General features: G+C 63.5%; 23 protein-coding genes and 2 pseudogenes. 9 read left to right on the forward strand and 16 right to left on the reverse strand.

Features of this window, described 5'->3' with window-relative positions:
- Window positions 1-268 precede the first annotated feature (268 nt).
- The 3 genes from JFU57_RS28580 to JFU57_RS28590 all read left to right on the forward strand — a co-directional run bounded on the left by JFU57_RS28580 (window position 269) and on the right by JFU57_RS28590 (window position 3,382).
- Entirely contained in the window at window positions 269-652 is a 384-nt protein-coding gene (locus JFU57_RS28580) for a MazG-like family protein (protein WP_201131611.1), read from the forward strand.
- 24 nt (window positions 653-676) lie between these two features.
- Complete coding sequence (locus tag JFU57_RS28585) at window positions 677-2,551, forward strand: DNA/RNA helicase domain-containing protein (protein ID WP_201131612.1); 1,875 nt, start codon at window positions 677-679, stop codon at window positions 2,549-2,551.
- 444 nt (window positions 2,552-2,995) lie between these two features.
- On the forward strand, window positions 2,996-3,382 hold the full coding sequence (locus JFU57_RS28590) for a DUF6124 family protein (RefSeq protein ID WP_201131613.1): 387 nt from the start codon (window positions 2,996-2,998) through the stop codon (window positions 3,380-3,382).
- Window positions 3,383-3,703: 321 nt separating this feature from the next.
- Here JFU57_RS28590 and JFU57_RS28595 read toward each other — a convergent pair whose 3' ends face one another.
- From JFU57_RS28595 to JFU57_RS28615, 5 genes are read right to left on the reverse strand one after another with little or no spacing between them, the layout of a single operon-like run.
- Window positions 3,704-5,737, reverse strand: coding sequence for an LTA synthase family protein (locus JFU57_RS28595; RefSeq protein WP_201131614.1), 2,034 nt, complete (start codon window positions 5,735-5,737; stop codon window positions 3,704-3,706).
- Between the two features lie 16 nt (window positions 5,738-5,753).
- On the reverse strand, window positions 5,754-6,377 hold the full coding sequence (locus JFU57_RS28600) for a hypothetical protein (RefSeq protein WP_078468524.1): 624 nt from the start codon (window positions 6,375-6,377) through the stop codon (window positions 5,754-5,756).
- Window positions 6,377-7,672 carry a sialidase family protein gene (locus JFU57_RS28605; protein ID WP_201131615.1) on the reverse strand — a complete coding sequence of 432 codons (1,296 nt, stop codon included), beginning with the start codon at window positions 7,670-7,672 and terminating at the stop codon, window positions 6,377-6,379. The genes JFU57_RS28600 and JFU57_RS28605 overlap by 1 nt, the downstream gene beginning before the upstream one ends.
- A gap of 45 nt (window positions 7,673-7,717) precedes the next feature.
- Window positions 7,718-8,263: a cytochrome b/b6 domain-containing protein gene (locus JFU57_RS28610; protein ID WP_201131616.1), complete on the reverse strand. Its 546-nt coding sequence runs from the start codon at window positions 8,261-8,263 to the stop codon at window positions 7,718-7,720.
- Window positions 8,263-8,529, reverse strand: coding sequence for a PepSY domain-containing protein (locus JFU57_RS28615; protein WP_020296694.1), 267 nt, complete (start codon window positions 8,527-8,529; stop codon window positions 8,263-8,265). Before JFU57_RS28615 ends, JFU57_RS28610 begins: the two co-directional genes overlap by 1 nt.
- A gap of 171 nt (window positions 8,530-8,700) precedes the next feature.
- On the opposite strand from JFU57_RS28615, the gene JFU57_RS28620 reads away from it, so the two are divergent.
- From JFU57_RS28620 to JFU57_RS28635, 4 genes are all read left to right on the forward strand, one after another.
- On the forward strand, window positions 8,701-9,363 hold the full coding sequence (locus JFU57_RS28620) for a response regulator (RefSeq protein ID WP_078469115.1): 663 nt from the start codon (window positions 8,701-8,703) through the stop codon (window positions 9,361-9,363).
- A complete protein-coding gene (locus JFU57_RS28625) occupies window positions 9,360-10,763 on the forward strand; it encodes a sensor histidine kinase (protein ID WP_201131617.1) in 1,404 nt (467 codons plus the stop codon). The genes JFU57_RS28620 and JFU57_RS28625 overlap by 4 nt, the downstream gene beginning before the upstream one ends.
- Before the next feature lie 109 nt (window positions 10,764-10,872).
- Window positions 10,873-11,763 (forward strand): bestrophin family protein, encoded by an 891-nt coding sequence (locus JFU57_RS28630; RefSeq protein ID WP_201131618.1) that lies wholly within the window; start codon window positions 10,873-10,875, stop codon window positions 11,761-11,763.
- Window positions 11,764-12,034: 271 nt separating this feature from the next.
- The gene (locus JFU57_RS28635; protein WP_201131619.1) at window positions 12,035-12,577 is read left to right on the forward strand and encodes a hypothetical protein; all 543 of its coding nucleotides are present in this window, start codon (window positions 12,035-12,037) and stop codon (window positions 12,575-12,577) included.
- A gap of 45 nt (window positions 12,578-12,622) precedes the next feature.
- Here JFU57_RS28635 and JFU57_RS28640 read toward each other — a convergent pair whose 3' ends face one another.
- Entirely contained in the window at window positions 12,623-12,817 is a 195-nt protein-coding gene (locus tag JFU57_RS28640; protein ID WP_201131620.1) for a hypothetical protein, read from the reverse strand.
- A 524-nt stretch (window positions 12,818-13,341) separates the two neighbouring features.
- Here JFU57_RS28640 and JFU57_RS33735 point away from each other — a divergent pair.
- Window positions 13,342-14,481 (forward strand): annotated as a pseudogene (locus JFU57_RS33735) (PDC sensor domain-containing protein); the annotation flags it as partial.
- Window positions 14,482-14,823: 342 nt separating this feature from the next.
- Window positions 14,824-15,339, forward strand: a pseudogene (locus JFU57_RS33740) (methyl-accepting chemotaxis protein); the annotation flags it as partial.
- Here JFU57_RS33740 and JFU57_RS28650 read toward each other — a convergent pair.
- The 10 genes from JFU57_RS28650 to JFU57_RS28695 all read right to left on the reverse strand — a co-directional run bounded on the left by JFU57_RS28650 (window position 15,324) and on the right by JFU57_RS28695 (window position 25,537).
- Complete coding sequence (locus JFU57_RS28650; RefSeq protein WP_201131622.1) at window positions 15,324-16,535, reverse strand: benzoate/H(+) symporter BenE family transporter; 1,212 nt, start codon at window positions 16,533-16,535, stop codon at window positions 15,324-15,326. The pseudogene JFU57_RS33740 and the gene JFU57_RS28650 sit on opposite strands and share 16 nt — an antisense overlap.
- 53 nt (window positions 16,536-16,588) lie before the next feature.
- Window positions 16,589-17,926: an MFS transporter gene (locus JFU57_RS28655; protein WP_201131623.1), complete on the reverse strand. Its 1,338-nt coding sequence runs from the start codon at window positions 17,924-17,926 to the stop codon at window positions 16,589-16,591.
- Between the two features lie 59 nt (window positions 17,927-17,985).
- Window positions 17,986-18,759 carry a 1,6-dihydroxycyclohexa-2,4-diene-1-carboxylate dehydrogenase gene (locus tag JFU57_RS28660; RefSeq protein ID WP_201131624.1) on the reverse strand — a complete coding sequence of 258 codons (774 nt, stop codon included), beginning with the start codon at window positions 18,757-18,759 and terminating at the stop codon, window positions 17,986-17,988.
- A gap of 67 nt (window positions 18,760-18,826) precedes the next feature.
- Window positions 18,827-19,840 carry a benzoate 1,2-dioxygenase electron transfer component BenC gene (gene benC / locus JFU57_RS28665; RefSeq protein WP_201131625.1) on the reverse strand — a complete coding sequence of 338 codons (1,014 nt, stop codon included), beginning with the start codon at window positions 19,838-19,840 and terminating at the stop codon, window positions 18,827-18,829.
- Window positions 19,841-19,850: 10 nt separating this feature from the next.
- Complete coding sequence (gene benB / locus JFU57_RS28670) at window positions 19,851-20,339, reverse strand: benzoate 1,2-dioxygenase small subunit (RefSeq protein WP_078474150.1); 489 nt, start codon at window positions 20,337-20,339, stop codon at window positions 19,851-19,853.
- Window positions 20,336-21,700, reverse strand: coding sequence for a benzoate 1,2-dioxygenase large subunit (gene benA, locus JFU57_RS28675; RefSeq protein ID WP_201131626.1), 1,365 nt, complete (start codon window positions 21,698-21,700; stop codon window positions 20,336-20,338). The genes benB and benA overlap by 4 nt, the downstream gene beginning before the upstream one ends.
- A 310-nt stretch (window positions 21,701-22,010) precedes the next feature.
- On the reverse strand, window positions 22,011-22,967 hold the full coding sequence (locus JFU57_RS28680) for an AraC family transcriptional regulator (RefSeq protein ID WP_020296705.1): 957 nt from the start codon (window positions 22,965-22,967) through the stop codon (window positions 22,011-22,013).
- A 141-nt stretch (window positions 22,968-23,108) separates the two neighbouring features.
- Window positions 23,109-24,038, reverse strand: coding sequence for a catechol 1,2-dioxygenase (catA, locus tag JFU57_RS28685; RefSeq protein WP_201131627.1), 930 nt, complete (start codon window positions 24,036-24,038; stop codon window positions 23,109-23,111).
- A 52-nt stretch (window positions 24,039-24,090) separates the two neighbouring features.
- On the reverse strand, window positions 24,091-24,381 hold the full coding sequence (gene catC, locus JFU57_RS28690) for a muconolactone Delta-isomerase (RefSeq protein WP_078474146.1): 291 nt from the start codon (window positions 24,379-24,381) through the stop codon (window positions 24,091-24,093).
- Window positions 24,382-24,391: 10 nt separating this feature from the next.
- Window positions 24,392-25,537 (reverse strand): muconate cycloisomerase family protein, encoded by a 1,146-nt coding sequence (locus tag JFU57_RS28695; RefSeq protein ID WP_201132224.1) that lies wholly within the window; start codon window positions 25,535-25,537, stop codon window positions 24,392-24,394.

Genomic DNA, 25,537 nt, shown 5'->3' on the forward strand with positions numbered 1-25,537 from the left:
GTGCCCGCTTTTAGCCGCTCCCTGCCCCTCAACAACAAAAATCCAACAACAAAAATCAACCACTCAATCAAGCCTACAAAAACAGAGCCCACTCAAACCGATGAGTAGTTGGGACAGCTCGCCTTACCAGATCCCCCCATAATCTGCCGCCACAAACACCTCCTCCCTCAATTTTCTGCCCCAAAAAACGAAATCTCCTACAATCCCCTCTCCGTTTTCCTACACAGCTCTCCTTCACGCCAGCTGTAGTCAACCAAGAGGCGAGATTGTGAGCACCGCTGTTGACTCCCCTGCCCCACTGCTCGACATCAGCCGCCTGGCGGACGCACTGCAACGCTTTGCCGACGATCGCGATTGGCAGCAGTTTCACTCGCCCAAGAACCTGCTACTGGCCCTCACTGGGGAGACCGGGGAGCTGTGCGAGATCTTTCAGTGGATGAGCGAAGCCGATGCCAAGGATGCGGCCAAGCGCCCCGAGACGGCCCAGGCGGTCAGGGACGAACTGGCGGATGTGCTGATGTACCTGGTGCGTTTGAGCAGTGTGCTGGGGGTTGATCTCAATGACGCCGTGACCAGCAAGCTCGCGCTCAACGGCCAGAAGTACCCGGTCGATAAAGCCAAAAGCACCAGCAAGAAGTACGACCAACTCTGACGCCCTGGGCTCTAAGGATTTTTCGTGATCGTTTACGCTGCGACTAAACAGCAATTTCTCAAAGACAACGATAACGACGACATCGAAGATGTGATCCTCAGGCACTTCAAGGAAGCCACCGGCAAGACGGTGGGGGCATCGGAGATCAGGTCCTGGCAAGGTTCGCTGACGTATATGGCCAAGGTCCTCAGGGATGAGGGCTTGCCTGACAATGCCGGGCTGGCGATTGAGTTGCACATCCCTCAGTCGTCGAAGCGCATAGACTTTTTGCTGACGGGCCACGATGAATATCAGGCCAAAAGTGCGGTGCTGATCGAGCTCAAGCAGTGGAGCAAAGCCACCGCCACCCGCAAAGATGCGATTGTCAGAACCGCAATGGGGGGCGGTATGGTCGAGACCATTCACCCGTCATATCAGGTCTGGTCATATGCCGCGTTGCTGGAGGGTTTCAATGAAGCGGTCTACGACAAGAGCATTGAGGTTCGTCCCTGCGCTTACCTGCATAACTACGTCAGTGATGGCGTGATCGATTCGGCGCACTACAAGGAATACATCAACAAAGCGCCGCTGTTCCTCAAAGGCCCCAATGAGCTGGCGAAGCTCAGAAACTTCCTGAAGAAACACATCTCTTACGGCGACAATCTGGAGGTGCTCTACGAGCTCTCCAACGGCAAGATTCGTCCGTCCAAAGCCCTGGCCGAAGCGCTGGGCGGGCTGATGGCTGGCAAGCCTGAGTTCGTTTTGATTGACGATCAAAAAGCGGTGTTTGAATCGGTACTCGCTGCGGTCACCGAAGCCTCAGTCGAGGCACCCAAGGTCCTGATTATTGAAGGCGGGCCGGGGACGGGCAAAACCGTGGTTGCGATTAACTTGCTGGTGAGGCTCACCGCCTTGCGCCTGTTGAGCAAGTACGTTTCAAAAAATGCGGCGCCACGCAAGGTGTACGAGAGCAAGTTGGTGGGCACCATTAAACGCAGCCACTTCTCGAACTTCTTTTCCGGTTCGGGCGCCTTTATTGATACTGAGCCCAATACCTATGAGGCGCTGATCGTTGACGAGGCTCACCGACTGAATGAGAAAAGCGGCCTTTACGGAAACCTCGGGGAGAACCAGATCAAGGAACTGATCGACTCCGCCAAATGCTCGATCTTCTTTATCGATGAAGATCAGCGCGTGACCTTGAGCGACATCGGCAGCAAAAAAGCCATTCGCGCCTTTGCCAAAGCCAAAGGTGCGACCGTGGAGGAATACACCTTGTCGTCCCAGTTCCGCTGCAGCGGTTCGGATGGTTACCTAGCGTGGCTGGACGACGTACTGGATATTCGCGACACCGCCAACCCGCTGCTCGATACCGGCGAGTACGAGTTCAAGGTGTTTGACTCTGCACAGGCCATGCACGAGGCCATCGAAGAGAAAAATCACGGTAACAAGGCGCGAGTCGTTGCTGGTTACTGCTGGCCGTGGCTCAGCAAGAAAGTCTCCCAGGCCTCCGACATCGTGATCGGCAATGACTACGCACGCCAATGGAACCTGGATCAGGACGGCAGCTTGTGGATCATCGCCCCGAACTCCGTGGAGCAGATCGGCTGTATCCATACCTGCCAGGGCCTGGAGGTGGATTACATCGGGGTGATCATTGGCCCGGATCTCATCGTGCGCGATAGGCAAGTGGTGACCTCGCCCCATGCTCGGGACAAGCACGACAAGTCGATTCGTGGCTGGAAGAAGTTGATGAAGGAAAAGCCAGACCTGGCGCAACAGGAGACCGACCTGATCATCAAGAACACCTATCGAACGTTGATGACCCGTGGCATGAAGGGCTGCTACCTGTACTGCACCGATCCAGAGACGGCGCAGTATTTTTCCAGTCGGCTTGCGATTGAAACGGCGAGTGTGTAGCTGCCCTACAAGCACATTTCCGGTTGCGGCAACGGTGATTTCAATGCCGCAATCACGGGTGTGCTGACAAGGAAAAGGAGAGCCTTACGTTACATCCCGAAACCCAAAACCCACCCTCATTCCCCACCCAACGTAAGGCGCTTCGCTTTCCATTGAGCGACTTTTCCTAGAGAATCCAAACCGCTTGCGCCTATGAGAAGCGCTGTCTAGGCTCGGTTCGTCACTGCATATCAGTGACCGGGTTTAGCAGCTCGTGTACTAGGCGCAAAGTGCCTCCTCTTACGAGGCGCTTCTTTTCGGCCCCAGTTTTATGGTGGCCGTGCGCAGGGCACTTTCGGGTGCGCCGGGTTCCTAGTACACCGGTCTGCTAACCTGCAAACGGCCGCCACCCTATCGTTTAGCAGCGACGGTGATGGCTCCTAAAGCTGTACTAGGAGATGCACCATGAAAAAGCTTGTCCCCGACCCACCCCTGACCTTACCCGGGCAATTCAGAACCCCCGAACACGATCGCGACACCCAGCGTATTCGCCTGGCCCTGGCCGCGAACAACGCCGAGGCATCAATCCTCAGTTCCCTGAAAAACACAGCGTCCACCCCAGTCGGGCGCGACGCCCTGTTTAATGTCCGCGCCGGCATCAGCGCTGAAGAAGCGTTGATTCATATATCGCTGCTGCTCGATAGCGCGGTACAGGTCAGCGATGAAATCACCGAACGCGCCAGCGGCGTGGAACGTGGGTTGATTTGGTCGATGATCCATTCGGTGGAAATGGCCAGGGCGGTGGTGGATTCGTTGCTGGATGCCGGCAAGCCGTCAGCAACTGCACGCTAACGTCGCCCTCTGGTTTTAATAAAGCGGAACAGGCTGACAGCCCGTTCCGTTTTTTCAATCGTGCTTCAAACCGCCGTGCTCTCAGCCTTACTGCTTTGCGGCAAGGGGCGCTGGGGAGCCAACGATTGGGCCCTTCTGATGGGTCCGCTTGGCATCCGGCTGACACACCGTGCTTGCTGGTTTTGGGGCCGCTCTGCGGCCCAGCGGGAGCAAGCTCCCTCGCCACGACGGCTGGGTCTTGCCGGGGGGATGTTGCGCTGGCCCTGAGATCACGGCGCATATGAAGGCCAGCGCAGCCTCGTGCCTCGGCAGCGGCTACAGCTAGCGCACGTTGCGGTAGAGCATCAGACGTGCCGTTTCATGCAGCCCCCGAGTCAACTCCAACAACCGCTGAAACTCTTCGGGGTGTTGCTGGGCCACGTCGTCGCGTGGGGTCGGTGAGGCCAAATCATGCAAGGTCGGCTCGCTGCCGTCGTGCTGCATTTGCAGCAGGAAGTCCTGGGTCACGCCGCCGATCACCGGGAAGGTCCCTTCCCTTAATACCAGCGGCACTACCCGCTCCCCTTCCGGCGCTGGCTGTTGAATATCCCGCCCCATGGCGCCGTTGGTGAAGGGCATGCCCGCCATGCCGGCCACGGTGGGCAGTAGATCAGCCAGCCCCACCGCTTCTTCGATCACCCGTGGCTGCAACAGCCCCGGGGCATGGATCAACAGCGGCACGTTGTTGCTTTCCAGCCCTAGCTGTTCAAAGGCCGGGGCCATGTGCGGGATCTGGCTGATGCGGGTGTTGTGGTCGCCGAAGAACACGAAAATCGTGTTGTCGTAGTAGCCCCCGGCCTTGGCGATGTCCATCAGGCGGCCGATGTTGAAGTCGAGCAGGCGCACCGCGTTGTATTGCTCCAGGCTGCGGGAGCCGGCGGCTTGCACCTGCTCCAGGGTCAACTGTTTGACCGCAAAACCGTCGTTGCTTTTGGGGATGGTGAACGGCCGGTGGTTGCCTGAGGTTTGCAGGTAGGCAAAGAACGGTTGGTCTTTGGGGACGGCGCGCAGCAGGGCATCGCTTTCCTTGAACAGGTCGAGGTCGGAGATGCCCCAGACGTCCACCAGCGGTGATTTCCAGTAGCCCTCGTCATACAGCTGCACGCCGTCGATGCTCTGGCGGATCAGCGCGTTGATGTTGGCCCAGCCGGCGTTGCCGCCAATCATGTACAGGCGCTGATAGCCCTCGAACGCATTGATCAGGCTGTGCTGGCGGGTGATCAGCGGGTGGCGGGTCGCGGTCTCCTGGCGGGTGACGTCGGGCACCCCGGTGATGCTGGCCCACACGGTTTTCGCGGTGCCGGTGACCGGCACGTAGAAGTGTTTGAAGAACCAGCTCTGGCTCGCCAGCTTGTCCAGGTTGGGCGTCGGGTTCAGCGGGTTGCCGTAGGCGCCGACCGCGCTGGTGCCGAGGGATTCGAGCATGACGAAGATCACATTGGGCGGCCGCTGCCCCGCTGCTCGGTAAGGCTGCACGCCCTGCTCACGGCTGAAGTTCAAGCGCTGCGCATCCGGCTGCTGCACCCCCAAGTAACGGGCCACTGCGGGGTAATGCTGGCGCACCTGGGCTTCGTCGAATTGCGCCTGGCCCGCCTTGAGGGTGTCGTACAGAAACAGCACCGGGTTCAGGCCCAGGGCCGCGACCTGGCTGTTGCCCGAGAAAAACGCATCGCTCCAGCGCAGGGGTACGGGGTTTTCCAGGTTGAGCTTTTCCACCCGCCCCAGCAGCGCCAGCAGCACGGCGACAACCCCCACCACGGCGGCCGAGGCCACGGCCAGGGTGCCGATGGGCCGGGCCGGGCGATCCAGGGTCAGCCGCTCCAGCTTGACCAGGGCCCATAACCACAGCCCCAGCGCGACCAGCCAAGCCAGGCTGATCCAGAGCACCGGGTAGGTTTCCCAGACCATCTGCCGCGAGATCTGCGCGTCGTCGAGGTAACGCAGCACCGTGGCGTTGATGCGCACGCCGAGGTAGGCGTAGTGACCGAAATCGACGATGTACACCAGCCCCACCGCCCCCAGCACCAGCAGCAGATACCCCCGGGCCAGCCAACGCAGGGCCGGCACCCGCAGCAGGTTCCAGCGCGGCAGCCAGGCCAGCAGCGCCAGGGGCAGCATCAGCAACAGGGCCAGACGCAGGTCGAAGCGCAGGCCGATGCCCAGGGTTTGCAGCAGCGGCGATTTGTCTTCGGCGGCCGCCAGGTCAATCCCGGAGAACCCCAGCACAAACACCAGCCGCAACAGCGCCAGCACCGCAAATACCAAGCCGATCGCGCCCACGCCGTAGCGCAGGCGGCGTGATTGCAACCACCCCATGTTTACCTCTGTGTTGTCAAAGCGAAGGTTTCAACTGACCTGCCCCGGCCCGCGGGCGCCGCCGCAGCCAGCGCCAGCCGGCGGCAGCCAGCAAGCCGCACCCGACCACCAGGCAGTAGCCCGCCAGCAAGGGGTCGATCAGGTAGTCCCAGTAGTTTTCCGAAGCCTTGAGCCGCAGCGCGAAAGCCAGGGTGCCCGCCCCCAGCATCCACACGCCCAGGGGGTTGCGCAGCCACAGCAGCACCAGCGCCGCCGCGCCCATGAGCACAATCATCGGTCGCGGGTTGAAGCCCCAGCGGTACGGATCGACATAGGTCAGGCCGAGGGTGGCCGGGTACAGGCTCAGGGCCAGCAGCCCGAACAGCAGCACCACCTGCAGCCGCTGCCCGTACGGCAACGGCTGCACCACCCCCAGGCGCAGCAGGCTGACCCAGCCCAGCAACACCAGGGTGCTGATGGCCAGATCATCGGTAAAGCTGCGCACATAGGCCGCCAGCGACAAACCATTAATCGGTACAAAGCTCACCAGCGCCAGCACCGGCAACAGCCAGGGCCGCCAGGGCGCAGTCAGGCGCAGGCTGCCGAGCAGGACAAAACTCAGGAGGATAAAACTCAGATGGGCTTGCCACAGAGAAAACATCACAGGCGCTCCGCAAGCCAGGCCTCGTTGAAGCTGACATGTTTGATAAAAGTGTTATTCCACGAGTAGACCAGGTGGTACATGCCGTCGGCGCTGCGGCTGAAGTACGGGTACTCGTACTCGAAATCACAGCCCCGGGGCTTGCACACCCGGTAGTCGAGGTTGCTCAGGAAGCGTTGTTCCAAAGGCAGGCGCCGGGCGCCGCTGGAGGCGCGAAAGCCCTCGCCGATGATTTCCTTGTAGGCCTCGGGCGAGAACGGCTGGCCCAGGGGATCGGGGGACTGGTCCAGCTCGACCAGGCTGCGCCATTGATTGAGGTCGGCATCGGTGCCGTACAGGCTGAGCTTGAAGCGCCCGTCCTGCAGGTCGTTGAGGGCCACCAGCAAGCCGTTGTCGGCAGTGCCCACGGCGGCCAGGGACGAATTGGGGTTGGACGGCTCCAGCGGATAGGGCTCGCTCCAGGTCTGCCCGGCGTCTTCGGTGCGGCTGGCCAGGACCCGATGGTGGTTGTCGCCGGCGTAACGCAGCATGGCGATGGCGCGGCGCCCGTCCTGGGGCACGATGGTCGGCTGCAGGGAATTCTTGCCCCGGCTGATGCGGAATTTGTCCACCACCTGGCCATCGCTGCTCAGGTACAGGTACTCGGCGAACTTGCCCATGAACTCGTGGTACACCGGCAGGCCGATGGAGCCGTCGGCATGGAACACCGGCGCGGCGCGGACCAGGGTGCTGATATTGAAGAACGGCGAGGTGATCAGTTGCCGTGGCGCGCTCCAGTGCTGCCCGAGGTCGTCGGAGACCATCACGTTGATCGCACTGGTGGCCCAGCCGCCCACCGACACCGAGACATAGAACATCCACAGGCGGTTATCCGGGGCCAGGGCAATCACCGGGTTGCCCAGTTTGCGAATGTAGCGCTGGGTGCCGGTGCGGGTGCTTTCCCGGGTCGCCAGCACCTGTTCCGCGCCCCACTCGCCGCTCTTGGCGTCAAAGCGCGCGCTGCGCACCTGGACGTCGGCGGCGCCCTCCCGGGAGCCGGCAAACCACACGGCCATCAGGTCGCCACCGGGCAAGGCAGTGACCGAGGACGAGTGCACGAAATCATTCAGTTCCGAAGACACGAAGCGGCTGGTGTATTGCGGGCGGGCCTCGGTCGCCGTGGCGGCGGTCGCGGGGCCGGCCTCGGCAAACGGCGCCAGCTCATGGGGCGGATGGCTGCGCCAGGCGGCAAGGAACACCCCCAGCAGAAGCAGGCCACAGCCGATGGACATCAGGCGATCAGGAAGCACACGCATAAGGAGCCCGTTGCAGATGCAGGGTGGGAACAAGGGAAACAACAGTCAGGGCGCGGCGTCATCCGGCAGGCGTCGACGGCGACCGGTGAGCATCGACAACGGCAGGTTGTCGCGCACCTGGAAGCTCTCGTACAGCGCGGCGCAGACATGCACGCCCACCAGGCCCAGCAGCACATTGGCCGTGGTTTCATGCACCAGCAGCGGCCAGTCGGCGCCCCACAGTGCATCCACCTCTTCCATGGCCCAGCCGCTGAGGCCGATGATCAACAACGCCAGCAGCATCAGCAGCATCACCAGCGCGCCCAGGGGCGAGTGGCCCAGGCGGTGGGCCGCACGTCGCTCCAGCAGCGAGCGCAAGTGCGCCTTGAGCCGGCCCGGCGTCGGCCAGAAGTCGGCCCAGCGCGCACTGCGCGGGCCGATGAATCCCCACACCGTGCGCACCAGCAACCAGGCCATGGCGTAGTAGCCGAGCCAGATGTGCCAGTCGTCACCGGCTTCATTGAAGAAGTAGTTGGCGACGAAGACCCCGGCGATGGACAGGTGAAACAGCCTGACCACGGGGTCCCAGAGGCGCAGGGACTCGGCTGGCATCAGCCCTTGATCTCGGTCTTGACCGCTTTGCCGGTCACCGGATCGTGGTAGATCTCGACCTTGCGCTTGTCTTTGTCAAAGCCGTAGATCTCGTAGCAGTTGCCGTCGGTGACCTTGAACTTGCTGATCTCGTAGCCCTGGGCCTTGAGCTGCTCCTGGAAGGCCTTCTGGTCCTGCCATTGCGAGCGCTCGGCGGTGGTGCATTGCGGGCCGGCAACGGCCAGGGGGCTGGCGATGATCAGGGACAACAGGAGAATTTTACGCATGGGAACGCTCTCGTCTGATGAGGGAGATCGCACTGTGCAAAACCAAGCTTAGGGCAACCTTAGTTGGCAACGAGCCGTTACATCTTTCCTGACACAAGGCACTGCCGGAGCGCCACGCCTGGCGTCATCATGCCGCCGTTCCAGCGCCTGCTTCCCTACCGAGACCCCACCATGCGCCTGCTCCTTGTCGAAGATGATCGTGCCCTGGGCCAGGGTATTCGCGTGGCCTTGAGCGCCGAGGGCTACACCCTGGACTGGCTGCAGGATGGCCTCGGCGCCCTGCATGCCCTGCGCACCGAGAGCTTCGACCTGTTGCTGCTGGACCTGGGCCTGCCGCGCCTCGACGGCCTGGAATTGTTGCAACAACTGCGCGCCGAGCAGCACGACCTGCCGGTGCTGATCCTCACGGCCCGTGACGGCACCGCCGAGCGCATCGCCGGGCTGGATGCCGGGGCCGACGACTACCTGGTCAAGCCGTTCGATGTCGAGGAGTTCAAGGCCCGGGTCCGCGCCCTGCTGCGCCGTAGCCAGGGCCGGGCGCAGCCGCTGCTGGAGCACGCTGGGGTCAGCCTCGACCCGGCCACGCAGCAGGTCAGCTACCAGGGCCAGGACATCGTGGTCACGCCCATGGAGTACCAGTTGCTGCACCAATTGATGGTGCGCCCGGGCAAGGTGGTGACCCGCGAGCGCCTGTCGCGGGCGCTGTACGGCTGGCAGGACCGGGTCGAGAGCAACACCCTGGAAGTGCTGATCCACAACCTGCGCAAAAAACTTTGCGCCGAGCTGATCCGCACCGTGCGCGGCGTGGGTTACGTGCTGGAGCTCAAGCCATGAACTCGGTACGCGCGCGGATTCTGCTGCCGGTGCTGCTCCTGGTGCTGCTGGGGGATGTGCTGATCAGTTGGCTGGTGCTGCGCGACAGCCACCATGAAATCGAAGAGGTGTACGACGCCCAACTGGCGCAGAGCGCGCGCCTGCTGCAAGGCGTATTGCGCCAGCGCGACCCCGGCGAGGCGGACTGGGACCGGCTGTACCAGGCCTTCGACCAGGCCATGAGCCGGGTCGGCGAAGACGGGGTGGCCCACCCCTACGAAACCCGCCTGACGTTCCAGGTCTGGCGCAGCGACGGCCAGTTGCTGGTGCGCTCCGCCGAAGCCCCGGAGCTCAAGGCACCGCCCGCCACCCTCGGCTCCCACGACATCGACGACAACGGCAACGAGTGGTGCGCCTTCCTCCTGGCCGACGACCAGCAGGGGCTGCTGATCTGGGTCGGCGAACGCGACGACATTCGCCAGGACCTGATCCAGCGCATCATGCGCCACACCCTGTGGCCGACCCTGATCGGCGTGCCGCTGCTGGCGCTGCTGATCTGGCTCAGCATCGGCTGGGGCCTGAAACCCCTGCGGGCCATGGCCCAGGCGATTCGCGGGCGTAACACCGCAACCCTGCAACCCTTGCAGCTCAAGCCCCTGCCCCGGGACCTGGAGCCGATGCACACCGCCCTCAACCAGTTGCTGGCGCAGATCGACACCCTGCTCGAACGCGAGCGACGCTTTATCGCCGATGCCGCCCACGAACTGCGCACGCCCCTGGCGATTCTGCGGATCCACGCGCAAAACGCGCAGAGCGCCGGCACCCCGCAACAGCGGCGCGAGGCCCTGGACTTTCTGGTCAGCGGGGTTGACCGCGCGACCCGCATCGGCAGCCAGTTGCTGACCATGGCGCGGATCGAGCCGCAGTTGAACAACCCCACCCGCAGCACCGTGCAGCTCACCGCCCTGGTCCGCGAGGAGCTGGCGGAGCTGACGCCCCTGGCCCTGGAAAAGGACGTCGAACTGGTGCTGGACGGCGACGAGACGTGCCAAGTCGACACCGACCCGGTGGCCCTGGCCATCGCCCTGCAGAACCTGGTGACCAACGCCCTGAACTTCTCGCCGCCGGGCAGCGAGGTCTGGGTCCGGGTGCAGCCCCAGGCGTCGGGGGCGATCCACCTCAGCGTCGAGGACTCGGGCCCCGGCATCGACGAACAGGACCGGGCGCGACTGCTGGAGCGGTTCTACAGCCAGGGCAATGCCAACGGTGCGGGCCTGGGGCTGGCGATCGTCAACATGATCGCCGGCAAGATCGGCAGCCAGCTGGAGCTGCATAACCGCGCCGAAGGTGGCCTGTGCGCGCGGCTGCTGCTGACGGCCAGCCCCCAAGCCGTGGGGCGTGCGGCGCCGCAGCCGGCCTGAAACGATTCAGGCCTCGGGATCATTGATTGCGGCGGCCGGCGAACCTTTCCCCGGCAACCGGCGTCCGAGCTAGGGCATTGATGCTTACCGCCCGTTGCGAGGTTCCCGTTTGAAAGCTGCCATCGTCAAAAAATACCGCCTGATCATCAAGACCCTGGGCTACGTGGGCTGGGCCCTGTTCTGGCTGCTGATCTGGGATGTGGCGGTCACCGTGGACTTCATGCTGTTTCTCAATAGCAAGATCAACCTGCCGCTGATGCCCCTGACCCTGCTCGGCTCGGCCCTGGTAGTGCTGATCAGCTTTCGCAACAGCAGCGCCTATAACCGCTGGTGGGAAGCGCGGACGCTGTGGGGGGCGATGGTCAACAACTCCCGCAGCTTCGCCCGGCAAGTGCTGACCCTGCTGGATGACCCGGGAAGCGAAGTGAACCCGGTGAAATCCACCCTGTTGCGCCGCCACGTGGCCTATGTGAACTGCCTGGCGGCGCACCTCAAGGGCCAGCCGTGCCCGGATGAAGTGCGGGCATTCATTCCCACCGAGGAGTTTGCCCGCAGCGGCGCCACCAACAACTTTGCCAACGACATTCTCAATGGCTCGGCGGCGCTGCTGGCCAAGGAGTACAAGGCCGGACGCCTGGACAGCATTCGCCTGGCGCGGCTGGAAACCACCCTGGTCGAGCTGTCCAACAGCCAAGGCGGCATGGAGCGGATCGCCAACACGCCGCTGCCCTACCCCTATGTGTATTTTCCACGGCTGTTTATTTCGCTGTTCTGCCTGATCGTGCCGGTGGGCCTGGTGGAGTCCCTGGGCTGGTACACCCCGCTGGCCTCGACCGTGGTCGGCTTTATGCTGCTGGCCATCGAACGCATCGGCACCGACCTGCAAAGCCCGTTTCGTGCCAGCGAACACCAGATCCAGATGGAAACCATCTGCGAAACCATCGAGCGCAACCTGCAATCGATGCAGCGCGACGCCCTGGGTGGCGATCGGATCGGCTGATGCCTGCCCCTGGCCGCAGCGCTCAGGTAGCATGGCGCCCGCTGCCGCTTGTGGTACTGCGACAAATCACCTGTGGCGAGGGAGCTTGCTCCCGCTGGGTCGGCCGGCGCTCCGGGGCGTAGCCGCCCCAATGGCCACAACCTCGTTCCTGCAGGTTAATCGCGGGTTCAAGGTTTGCGGCCGCTGCGCGGCCGGGCGGGAGCAAGCTCCCTCGCCACAGGACAGTGTTCGTACTGGCATTACTATTTATTTCGCTGCACAGGAGCCTTGCATGGCCATTCCGGATCGGCTGCAACCGTTACGCCTGAACCCGCAACAACGGGCCACCATGAACACCCTGCTCGAAGCCCTGGAACACCTTATCGATCAGAGCCGCTATGAAGACGATCCCGAAATCGTCGCGCTGATCGAGCAGTGGAACAGCCTCGCCAGCCGGCCGTTCGAATTCTATGAGTTTCGTGATTTCCACAGCTACACCGATGCCGATGACTTCATCCGCTCGGCGTTTCATCAGGAAAAGTACGTTGCCGACTTGAGCTTCGACGAGGCCTGCGCCCTGGCTGATTTTGTCTGCACCAGCGGCGGCGATGATTCGGATGTGAACTACGCCCTGCAACTGCTGGAAACCAACTTTGCCAATGCCAATGCCTCGGACCTGATCTTCTGGCCGGACGACTGGTTCAAGGATCCGGAATTGTCACAGCTCGAAATGACCTCCCAGGAGATTGTCGGGTACCTGATGGAGAAATCCGGACGGCGCCTGGCCGATGCGCCCGTGGTGGCCTTGCCCCTTGCCGTGCCCAAGGACCTTTGACCCAGGCACATGAAAATGGCGGCCTCACGGCCGCCATCCCAGGTTTCAGCACTCAGCGGCGATCACCACCACCGGGGCCGCCACGACCACCGCCGTCGTAACCCCCGGGCCACCGCCGTGGCCGCCACCATGACCACCGCCACCCCCACCGCCACCCGGCGGGAAGAACATCCAGCAGCCGGACAAGGACGACAACAGCGCAATCAGCGCCGCCGCCTGGGTCATTCGCTTAACCATCATGTGCTCACTCTCATTATCGAAAAGAAAGAAACTTTCCTGGCACTTCAGACAGCATGGTTAGCGGTTTGAGCACGGTTTATAAGTAAAGATTGGGTAAGTGTTGTATCGGAAATGATTCATTTTCTGCGAGCCGTGGTCGCCGCCGCCAGGCTGCGCTGGCCGGCATGGACGCCGTGCACCTGCGCTCTGGCTCCAGCGTTTTCAAGGCAACCCAGTGCAGCGGAGGCTGTCTCAGGGCTTTCGCAAATTGCGACAGGTGGCGGTCTGAGGTTTTGCATCAATCCGGACACAGGCCTTGAAAAACCAGGCCTTGGCCATCTGCCATCAACTGGCACAGGGCTTGCTGCGGGGCTCACCCTCTCCCCGTCTGCGAGTGCCTCTGTATGTTCCAGCGCCTGACCATCCGCCTGAAAATCGTCCTGCTGTCGGGGGTCTGCCTGTTGAGTGTGATTGCGCTGGTGGTGGGCATGAACCTCTATCAGGGCGCGGCGACCAATCAGCTGGTCAAGGATGCCAGTAGCCAGATGCTGACCCGCGGGGTGCAGAACCTGTTGCAGGCCAAGGCCGCGGAAAAGGCCCAGTTGCTGCAACGCAATTTTTCCGAGAGCCTGCGGGTGGTCAACGGCCTCAACGATCAGTTCCTGCAACTGCGGGGTCTGCTCGGCAGCCACGCCTTGAGCCCCGAGGACCTGCGTACCGAGGTCAACCAGGGCCTGCGCACAGCCTTCGAGCACAATGAAAAACTGCTCGGGGTGTGGCTGGTCATGGAGCCCAACGGCCTGGACGGGCGCGACGCCGAGTTTGCCGGCGACACGGCCCACGGCGCCAACGAACAGGGACGCTTCGCCAGTTACTGGAACCGCTCGGGCGGCAGCGGGCAGAACATCGTGGTCGCCGAGCAGGACATCAACAACGCCGCACCGGGCCTCAGCGGCGCGCCTTACAACGCCTTCTACAGCTGCCCGAAAAACACCGGCAAGACCTGCCTGCTGGAGCCCTACGCCGACTCGGTCAGCGGCAAGACCCTGGTCATGACGTCCATTTCCCAGCCGCTGATGGTGAACGGCCAAGTGCTCGGCGTGGTCGGCGTCGACATCGCCCTCGACACCCTGCAAGCCGCCGCCGTCGATGCGCGCCGCGAGCTGTTCGACGGCGCCGGCGAGATGCTGATCCTCTCCAGCAGTGGCGTGTTGGCCGGGGCCAGCGCTGCGCCGGACAAGCTCGGCAGCAAGGTGCAGCAAGCCCTCGGCGCCCCTGGCGAGGCCCTGCTGCAACAACTGCGCAGCAATCAGGCGCAGACCCTGGACCAGGGCCCGTCGATCCGCGCGCTGTTTCCGGTGCAGCCGATCGCCGACGCCAGCCCCTGGGCCGTGGTGATCGACCTGCCGAAACAGGTGCAACTGGCCGACGCCCTGAGCCTGCAACGGCTGCTGGAAAGCGCCCAGCGCGACAATACTCTCAAGACCCTGCTGGTCACCGTCGTGGCCGCCGCCCTCGGCCTGCTGCTGATGGCCCTGTGCGCCAGCAGCGCCACGCGGCCGATCAAGCAGGTGGCGGCCATGCTGCAAGGCATCGCCAGTGGCGACGGCGACCTGACCCAGCGCCTGAGCTACAGCCGCCAGGATGAGCTGGGGCAGCTGGTGCAAGGCTTCAACCGCTTTCTCGACACGCTGCAACCGCTGATCCGCGACATCAAGCTGAGCATCACCGAAGCCCGGGGCACCGCCGATCAGTCGTCGAACATTGCCCGCCTCACCAGCCAGGGCATGCAGACCCAGTTCCGCGAGATTGACCAGGTGGCCACCGCCTCCAATGAAATGAGCGCCACCGCCCAGGAGGTGGCACACAGCGCGGCCAGCGCCGCCCAGGCCGCCAGGGGGGCTGACCAGTCGACCCAGGATGGCTTGCAGATCATCGCCCACAGCACCCGGGCCATCGAGCATCTGGCCGCCGATGTCGGCCAGGCCATGGGCCAGGTACAGACTCTGGCCGCCAACAGCGAGCAGATTGGCCAGGTGCTGGAAGTGATCCGCAGCATCGCCGAGCAGACCAACCTGCTGGCGCTGAACGCCGCCATCGAAGCCGCCCGGGCCGGGGAAAGCGGGCGCGGCTTTGCCGTGGTGGCCGATGAGGTGCGCAACCTGGCACGGCGCACCCAGGATTCCATCGAGCAGATTCGCGGGGTCATCGAACAGATCCAGGGCAGCACCCAGGTCCTGGTGGCGTCGATGCACAGCAGCCACAGCCAGGCCCAGGACAGTGCCAGCCAGGTGCAGGATGCGGTGGCGGCGTTGCAGCGCATCAGCCAGGCGGTGTTGGTGATCAGCGACATGAACCTGCAGATCGCCAGCGCCGCCGAGGAGCAGAGCGTGGTCGCCGAAGAGGTCAACCGCAATGTGGCCGCGATCCGCCAGGTCACCGAGACCCTCAGCGCCCAGGCCGACGAATCGGCCCAGGTCAGCACCCGGCTCAACGGGTTGGCGACGCAGCAGATGGGCCTGGTGAATCAGTTCCGGGTCTGAACCGGCGCCGTGCCGGGCGGGACCGCACGCGGCCGGCGCAGGGTCAGCACGGCGTGGGCAGCCAGGCCGAAGATCAGGCCCCAGAACGCCGCCGACAAGCCGAACAAGGACATGCCCGACGCGGTGACCAGAAAGGTGATCAGCGCCGCCTCACGGTCCCTGGGCACCGCCATCGCCCCGCTCAGCGCCCCACCAATCGCGGCGAACAGCGCAAGGCCGGCCAAGGCCGCGATCAACGCCCGGGGGAAGGCGCTGAACAGCGACACCAGGGTCGCGCCGAACACCCCCAACAGCAGATAGAAGACCCCGCCCATGACCCCGGCCATATAGCGCTTGCCCGGGTCTTCATGGGATTCACGGCCGGTGCAGATGGCGGCGGTGATTGCCGCCAGGGTCAGGCCGTGGCAACCGAACGGTGCCAGCAACAGGCTGGCCAGACCACTGCTGGCGATGATCGGGCTGGCCGGGGTGGTGTAACCGTCGTTGCGCAGCACGGCGATGCCCGGCACGAACTGCCCGGTCAGCGCCACCACCACCAGCGGCAAAGCCACGTTGAATACCGCGCTCCAGCTGAAGGCCGGGCTGATCCAATGGGGCGTGGCCAGACCAATGACCAGCGCCGACTGATTGATCTCGCCCGAGCCCAGGGAGATCGCGCAGCCCACCAGCAACACCGCCAGCACCGCATAACGCGGCCATACCCGCTTGAACAGCAGGTAGGTGCCAAACATCGCCCCCACCAGCAGCGGCTTGTCGGCCATCGAGCGGAATAACTGGGTGCCGAAGCTGAACAGGATCCCGGCCAGCATCGCCGCCGAAATCGCCGCCGGCAGCCGGCCGATGATCTTGTCGAAAATGCCGCACAGCCCCACCAGCAGGATCAGCGCGCTGGCCACCAGGTAGGCGCCCACCGCTTCATTCAGGCTGATGCCGGGCAACAGGCCCACCAGCAGCGCCGAGCCGGGGGCCGACCAGGCGATGATCACCGGCACCTTGAAGCGCAGGCTGAGGACAATGCCGAGCACACCGCTGCCGATGGAGATCGCCCAGATCCACGACGACAGCACCTCCTGGGGCAGCCCGGCGGCCTTGGCCGCCTGGAACACGATCACCAACGGCCCGGCATAGGAAATCAGGGTGGCGATAAACCCGGCCACCGCCGCCGACAACGAGAAATCCTTGAGCAGCTTATTCATGCAGGCTCCAACACCTGGGGAAAACAACGCGGGCGCTCCTTCGCCCGCAGGTTCTAGAGCGACGGCGCACCGGCGGCAGCCACCGGCGCGGGCCTGGCCTGGCGCGGGTAGACAAAGCACATGGCCAGGGCCGCGACCGCTCCCGGAATCGCAAAGGCCATGAAGTTGTAGTGCAGCGGCAGCTCGATGGCGACCAGAGCGCCGCCCAGGATCGGCCCGACAATCGCCCCGCTGCGCCCCACTCCCGAGGCCCAGCCCAGGCCGGTGGAGCGAATGGCCATGGGGTAGAACTGGGCGACACAGGCATAGGCCAGGATCTGGGTGCCGATAGTGGTGGCTCCGGCGATGGCGATCAAGCCGTACAGCAACCCGGTCGGGCTCTTGAAGCCCAGCAGGCTGATGGACAGCGCGGCCACCACGAAAAACGCCACCAGCACCTTCTGCAGGTTCAGCCGGTCGCCGATCCAGCCACCGCCCACTGCCCCGAAGATCGCGCCGAAGTTCAGCACCAGCAGGAACATCAGGCTCGACCCCAGGCCATAGCCGGCGCTGGCCATCAACTTGGGCAACCAGGAATTGAGCGCGTAGACCATCAGCAGGCAGCAGAAAAACGCCACCCATAGCATCAGCGTGCTCAGGGCCCGGCCATCACGAAACAGCTGCACCACCGGCGCCCCGTCGGCCTTGAGCGCCGCCTTGCTGAACACGTCGCCGGTTTGCGGCACAAAGCTTGGCTCGATGCGTTGCAGCACCTGGCGCGCTTCGTCCTCACGGCCCTGGCGCAGCATGAAACCCACCGACTCCGGCAAGAACTTGAGGATCAACGGCAGTAACAGCAACGGAATCACCGCCACGTAAAACACCGACTGCCAGCCGAAATTCGGCAACAGTACGATGCCCAGCCCAGCCGACAGCATGCCGCCCACCGAGTAGCCGCTGAACATGATCGCCACCAGGGTGCTGCGCATTTTCTTCGGCGCGTATTCACTCATCAGCGCCACCACATTGGGCATCACCCCGCCGATGCCCAGGCCGGCGATAAAGCGGCAGATGCCGAACTGGGTCGGGGTGCTGGCAAACCCATTGAGCACGGTGAAGCCGCTGAACAGGATCACGCAGATCGCTATCACCTTCTTGCGCCCGATGCGGTCGGATAACGAGCCGAAAAACAGCGCGCCGAACATCATGCCGAACAGCGCGTAGCTGCCCAGGGCCCCAGCCTGCAAGGGGCTCAATCCCCACTCTTGCATCAGCACCGGCAGCACCACGCCGTAGATCACCAGATCGTAGCCGTCGAAGATGATGATCAGCGCGCACCAGAACAGCACCCGCCAGTGGAAGGCGTTGAAACGCGCTTCGTCGATCAATTGATTGCTGTCTATTTTTCGCATGGCATCTGACTCTTGTTGTTGTTTTTTTAGAAAGCGAAAGTCTGTGCGGCAGTCGTGGGTCAGCCCTGGTCGCCACCGCCTACCGGCATGACCATGCCAGTGATGTAGGACGCCTCGTCGGAGGCCAGGAACAGGATCGCCGCCGCCTGCTCGTCGATGGTGCCGTAGCGTTTCATCAGGGTGCTGCCGACGGTCTGGTCGACGATCTGCTGGTACCAGATTTTCTCCTCAGCGCTCTGCTCGGCGCTGTTGCGCGGGATGCGCCGCGGCGGCGCTTCGGTGCCGCCCGGGGCCGTGGCATTGACCCGTACCCCGCGGCCGGCGGTTTCAAACGCCAGGCAGGCGGTGAGCGCATTTACCCCACCCTTGGCCGCGCCATAGGGCACGCGGTTGATGCTGCGGGTGGCGATGGACGAGACGTTGACGATGGCGCCGCTGCCCTGCTCCAGCATGTAAGGCAGCGCGGCATGGCAGCACCACAGGGTCGGGAACAGCGAGCGCCGGACCTCGGCTTCGATCTGCGCCGGCTCGTAGTGTTCGAAGGGCTTGGCCCAAATGGTGCCGCCCACATTGTTGACCAGCACATCGAGGCGCCCGAAGCGCTCGACCGCCGAGGCCATCACCCGCTCGCATTCGCTGTACTGCTCAAGGTCGGCGGTCAGGGCCAGCACCTGATGCTCGGGCGCCAGCTCGGCCTGCAGTTCAAACACCAGCTCGGAGCGGTCCACCAGGATCAGCCGTGCGCCCTCTGCGGCCAGGCGTTCGGCCACACGGCGACCGATGCCCTGGGCGGCGCCGGTGACCAGGGCGATTTTTTCGTGAAATCGGTGCATAGCAACCTCCTGTCAATGACGGGCGGCGGCGCGGGCCAACTGCCCGCGCCGGCAACGCCCGCGAAGCTCAGGCCGCGCTGGCGGCGAACTTTTCGTAGTAGAAATTCGCCGGGGCGATGCCCTGCTCGCGAATGAACTGGCTCACCGCCTCGACCATCGGCGGCGGGCCGCAGAGGTAGACGTCGACATCGCCGTTGTTCAGGTGCTGGGGCTCGATGTGCTGGGTCACGTAGCCCTTGAGCGGGTGCCGGCTTTCGGGGTTGGCCACGCAGGCGCTGAAACTGAAGTTGGGGATGCGCGCGGCCAGGGCCTGCAGGCGGTCCAGCTCCACCAGGTCGAAGTCGTTGGTCACGCCGTAGATCAGGTGCAGCGGGTACTCGCTGCCCTGTTCGGCGATTTTCTCCAGCATCGCGGTAAACGGCGCAAGGCCGGTGCCACCCGCCAGCAGCAGCAACGGCCGGCGGATGTCGCGCAGGTAGAAACTGCCCAGAGGGCCGGCCAGGCTCATGCTGTCGCCGGCCAAGGCCCGCCCGGTAAGGAAGCTGCTCATCAGCCCGCCAGGCACATTGCGAATCAGAAAGCTGACCTCGCCATCACGCTGCAGGGAGCTGAAGGAATAGGCACGGCTCTGCTCGCTGCCCGGCACCGCAAGGTTCACGTACTGCCCCGGGAGGAACGCCAGCTTGCTCAAGGCCTCGCCCTTGATCGACAGGGCAATGGTGCTGTCGGATAGCTGGCGCACCGCGCTGATGCTGGCGGTAAAGGTCGCCTGGGCAGCGCGGCACACCTGGGACGACGCCGGCACCCGCACCACGCAATCGCTCAAGGCGCGCATCTGGCAGGTGAGGACAAAACCCTGCTCGGCTTCGTCCGCGGTCAAGGCGTCATCGATGTAGTCCTCGCCCAGGTCGTAGCGCCCGGCCTCGGCGAAGCATTTGCAGGTGCCGCAGGCGCCGTCGCGGCAATCCAGGGGGATGTTGATGCCTTGCCGATAAGCTGCGTCGGCCACGGTTTCCCCGGCGTTGGCGGCGACGAAGCGGGTCACCCCGTCTTCGAAGTTGAGTGCGATTTGATGAGTCATGGCAGTCGCCTCAGAGGTGGTAGAAATCGACGACCTGACGAACGTAATCGTTCTTCAGGATGACCTTCTTGGCCAGGATCAGCGGGTGGTCGCCGCGCACATCCAGGGTGTAGAAACTGCTGCCGAAGTAGCTGTCCACGGTCTTGTAGCGAAAGCTCAGGGTGTGCCAGTTGAAGCGCACGCGGCACAGGCCGTCGCCCTGCTCCAGCAGCTCGATATTGCTCAGGTTGTGCGAGGTGCGGGTGTCGGGAATGCTCGCGCTGGAGCGCTCGGTCTTGATCCGGAACACGCGGTCTTCGAGGCCGCAGCGGTTGCCGTACCAGATCAGCGAGATTTCCCGCTGCGGGTCTTCGGTGAGTTGGTCGTTATCGTCCCAGGACGGCATCCAGAAGGTAGCGTCGGCGGCATAGAGTTCCAGCCAGCTGTCCCAGTCCTTGTCGTCCAGGTAACGGGCTTCGCGGTACAGGAAGTCGCGCACGGCCTCATAGGAAATGCTCATTGCACGGCCTCCACGGCGATCTTGCGCGACTCGTCGGCCGCCAGGGCGCGGAGCATGGTTTCCTGCCAGTACTTGTGCTGCATCACGAACAGGCCTTCGTCTTCGGTGCGCACGCCGCTGAGGATGGGCTTGAGGTCGATCTCTTGCGCCGCCGCGTCCGGGCCTTCGACCCAGTGTTCGGCACCCCGGGACATATCGTTCCAGGCCGTGGTGCTGCCCTGGTAGCCCATCTGGCAGGAGCGGAATTCTTCGAGGTCATCGGGGGTGGCCATGCCGCTGACGTTGAAGAAGTCTTCGTACTGGCGAATCCGACTGGAGCGGGCGTGGTCGCTTTCGCCCTTGGGCGCGATGCAGTAGATGGTGATTTCGGTGCGGTCCACGGAGATCGGCCGGGCGATGCGGATCTGCGAGCTGAACTGGTCCATCAGGTAGACGTTGGGGTACAGGCACAGGTTGCGCGAGTTCTCGATCATCCAGTCGGCACGGGCCTGGCCGAAGTCCTGGGCCAGCTCGTCACGGCGCTCGTACAGCGGGCGATCCTCGGGGTTGGACCAGCGGGTCCAGAGCAGCATGTGGCCCTTGTCGAAGGAGTAGAAACCGCCGCCCTGCTTGGCCCAGCTGCCAGCGCTCATGGTGCGGATGTCTTCGCCGGCCTCGCGCTGCTTGCGCTGGTTCTGGGTGGCGGCGTAATTCCAGTGCACCGAGCTGACGTGGTAGCCGTCGGCGCCGTTTTCAGCGGTGAGTTTCCAGTTGCCTTCGTAGATGTAGCTCGAGGAGCCGCGCAGCACTTCCAGGCCGTCGGCGGACTGGTCGACGATCATGTCGATGATCTTTGCCGACTCCCCCAGGTGCTCCACCAGGGGCAGCACGTCGGCCTTGAGGCTGCCGAACAGGAAGCCGCGGTAGGACTCGAAACGCGCGACCTTGGTCAAATCATGGGAGCCTTCGCAGTTGAAACTCGAGGGGTAGCCCGCGGCAGCCGGGTCCTTGACCTTGAGCAGCTTGCCGGAGTTGTTGAAGGTCCAGCCGTGGAACGGGCAGGTGTAGGAGGATTTGTTGCCGGTCTTGTGCCGGCACAGCATGGCGCCGCGATGACTGCAGGCGTTGATAAAGGCGTTGAGCTCCCCCTCCTTGTTGCGCGCGATGAAGATCGATTGGCGGCCCATGGTGGTGGTGTAGTAATCGTTGTTGTTGGGGATCTGGCTCTCGTGGGCGAGGTACAGCCAGTTGCCTTCGAAGATGTGCTGCATCTCCAGATCGAACAGACGAGGGTCGGTGAACATCTCCCGCTTGCAGCGGTAGACGCCCTGCTCTTTATCTTCTTCAAGCAGGGAGTGAAGGTATTCGGGTCGCAGGGACATGGCCGCCGCCTCCATTGTTTTTATTCAGGCAGGCTCATCCTAGGACGCGGGGGGTGGACGCAATATCCACTGGCTGCAGACCACTATCCGTTTTGTGCAAATCCCTGTAGCCGCTGCCGAGGCGCGAGGCTGCGCTGGCCGGCAAAGGCGCCGCGTTATTCAGCTGGATCACCGGCGCTGTTGAGGGCCAGCGTCCGAACGCGGCCCGAGCCTGCGGCGGCTACACCGGTCTGTAGCCGCCGCCGAGGCACGAAGCTACGCGGGCCGGCAAGGGCGCCGCGTTATTCAGGGGAAGGCATCGCCAGGCGGATCAATGCCGGCGCTTGAGGGTATCGGAAGGCAGTTCGCCGAATTGCTTGCGGTAGTTTTCGGAGAAGCGTCCCAGGTGCAGAAAACCGAAATCCATCGCCAGTTCGGTGACGTTGCGCACGTTGCAGCTGGGGTCGCTGAGGCAGGCGTTGACCCGTTCCAGTTTCTTCTGGCGGATGTAGTGTTTGGGCGTGGTGCGGGCGTTACGTTCGAACAGGCCGTACAGCGAACGCAGGCTCATCTGCGCCTGCTGCGCCAGTTCTTCGCAGCCGATGTCTTGCTTGAGGTTGTTCTCGATGTAATCGGCAATCAGCTCAAAGGTCGCCGAAGACGAACCCAGCCCTGCGCGCCGGACATTGGTTTTCATCAGGCTGAGCATCTTGCTTACCACGATCTGCGCATAGTGCTCCTGCACCCTGGGCATGCGCTCGGCAGCCTCGGCTTCACGGCAGACCATGCTCAACAGATGGATGAAGCCCTCCAGCTCATGCAACTGGTAGCGGTTTTCCAGGAAGCGCACGCCCTGCCCCGGATACAGCCAGCGCTGTTCCTGGCATACCGATTCGAGCAGGCGGGTGGGCATCTTGATGATGAATTTTTCGCAATCGTCGGAATACGTCAGGTCCACCGGATCATCGGGGTTGATCAGCAGCAACTCCCCAGGGGCGAAGTAATGTTCCTGGCGATGGCCACGCCACAGGCAATGGCCGCGCAGCAGCACTTGCAGGTGGTAGATGGTTTCCAGCGCCGGCGAGGTCACGCGTACGCTGCCGCCGTAGCTGATGCTGCACAGGTCGAGGCTGGCGAACTGGCGGTGATTGAGGCTGGCCTGGGGGCTGCCGGACTTGGGCAGGCGGATGCAATGGTTGCCCACGTGCTGGTTCACATAGCCGGATACCGCATAGGGATCGGCGTGCACAAACACCCTACTGCGCTCACTCAACAGATGCGTTTCCATAACCCGGTCACTCTGATTGTTATTATCGGACGGTGATCGATCGCCACCGCTGGCCCATCACGCAACGCTTGCCACAATGCCAAAAACCACGGGACAGCCGCTAGGTCATCCCGTGGTTTGGAAACATCAGCACACCCTTTATCAGTCTTCCAGGGCGCGTACTCGCTCCATGCGCTGCTGCTCGTCCGGCTGGGCCGAGGACTGCAGGGTGAAGTCGAACTCGATTTCGGCAAAGCGCCCGCTGACGCCCAGGGCCTGGGCCCGCGCCTGGTCTTCACTGAAGGTGATCTGGGCGATCAGCTCGTCGCGAGTGGCATAGGCGAAGTCGTCGTGCAGGTATTCATCGCCATCCAGGTTGATCTGGGTGGTCAAATGGCGATGGTCATCGGCCGAGATAAAGAAGTGGATATGCGCCGGACGCTGGCCATGGCGGCCCAGTTGGTCGAGCAGCTGCTGGGTTGGACCGTCCGGCGGGCAACCGTAACCCGACGGCACGATGCTGCGGAAGCGATAGCGGCCTTCGGCGTCGGTGACGATGCGCCGGCGCAGGTTGAATTCCGACTGGCTGTCATCGAAGTAGGAATAGGTGCCGCCGGTGTTGGCATGCCAGACGTCGACAATGGCGCCGGCCAGCGGTTCGCCAGCGGTGTTCTTGACCTGGCCGCGCATGAACAGCACCACGCCCGGGTCGACGCCGTCGTCAAGCCGCGCCTCACCCTGGGTCAGGGGCGCGCCGGCCACATACAGCGGGCCTTCGATGGTGCGCGGGGTGCCACCGCTTTTGCCGGCCTGTTCGTCGGCGGCGTCCATCAGCAGGTCCAGGTAGTGTTCCAGGCCCAGGCCTGCGGCCAGCAGCCCGGCTTCCTGGCGTGCGCCCAGGACGTTGAGGTAGTTGACGGCCTTCCAGAACTCTTCCGGGGTCACGTCCAGGTCTTCGATGATGTTCACCGAGTCGCGCAGGATCCGGTAGATCAGCGCCTTGGCCCGTGGGTTGCCGCCTTCGGTGAACTGGCCGCTGGCTTCTTCAAGAAACTTCTGGGCATCGGCAGTGTGGGAAATTCTGACGTTCATGATTGTTCCTCATCTTGTATTTATTAGAGTGGTTCTCAGACTGACCAGCGACTCAGCGATCGTCCTCACGGATGGACGAAGGATGCCTGCACATGGCGTTGACTTCGATAGCCATGTACGGATACAGCGGCAGTTGCATCAGTAGATCGTGCAGTTCCTGCACGCTGTCGACATCGAACACGCTGTAGTTGGCATACAGGCCGGCAATGCGCCACAGGTGGCGCCACTTGCCCTGATCCTGCAGGCGCTGGGCCAGGGCCTTTTCGTCGGCCTTGAGCTGCGCGGCGCGTTCGGGGTTCATGTCGAGCGGAAGGTTCACGGTCATTTTGACGTGGAATAGCATGGCGCTCTCCTCAGGCAGTATGAAGGGTGGAGGTTTTATCGCGGCGGAAGAACGCCAGGCGCTCTTCGTCCAGGCTCAGGCCCAGGCCCGGCGCGTTCGATACATGCAGCTGGAAATCGCGGTACACCGGTGGCTCGCTGAGAATGTCTTCGGTCAGCAGCAGCGGGCCGAACAGCTCGGTGTCCCAGCTCAGTTTGCTCAGGGTCAGGAAGGCATGGGCCGAGGCCAGGGTGCCGATCCCGCCTTCAAGCATGGTGCCGCCATACAGGCCGATGCCCGCCGCCTCGGCAATGGCCGCCGTGCGCAGGACCGCACGAGGGCCGCCGTTTTTGGCGATCTTCAGGGCAAACACCGACGCCGCGCCTTCGCGGGCCAGGTTGAAGGCGTCTTCCACGCATTCGATGGATTCATCGGCCATGATCGGTGCCGGGCTGATGGCGTTGAGGCGGACCATGCCGGAGCGGTTGTTGCGCGAGATGGGTTGTTCGATCAGGTCGATGCCGTTGTTGCCGAGGATCCGGCAGGCGCGCACCGCGACCGCTTCATCCCAGGCCTGGTTGACGTCGACCCGCACGCTGGCACGGTCGCCCAGGGCTTTCTTGATGGCGATCACGTGGGCCAGGTCGCGGTCGACTTCACCGGCGCCGATCTTCAGCTTGAAGATGCGGTGGCGGCGCAGGTCGAGCATTTTTTCCGCTTCGGCGATGTCCTTGGCGGTGTCGCCGCTGGCCAGGGTCCAGGCCACCGGCAAGGCGTCGCGCACCCGGCCACCGAGCAACTCGCTGACCGGCAGCCCGAGGCGCTTGCCCTGGGCGTCGAGCAAGGCGGTTTCAATACCGGATTTGGCGAAGGTGTTGCCACGGATGCTGCGCTCCAGGCGCAGCATGGCGGCGTTGACGTTGCTGCTGTCCTGGCCGACCAGCAACGGGGTGAAGAAACGATCGATATTGGTCTTGATGCTGTCCGGGCTTTCATTGCCGTAGGCCAGGCCGCCGATGGTGGTGGATTCGCCAATGCCTTCGATGCCGTCGGCGCAACGCAGGCGGATCAGCACCAGGGTCTGGTTCTGCATGGTGTGCATCGCCAGCTTGTGCGGACGAATAGTCGGCAGATCGACGATGATCGTCTCGATCGATTCAATGGCAGAAGAAAGCAT

The organism is Pseudomonas sp. TH07, assembly GCF_016651285.1.
Lineage (GTDB): Bacteria > Pseudomonadota > Gammaproteobacteria > Pseudomonadales > Pseudomonadaceae > Aquipseudomonas.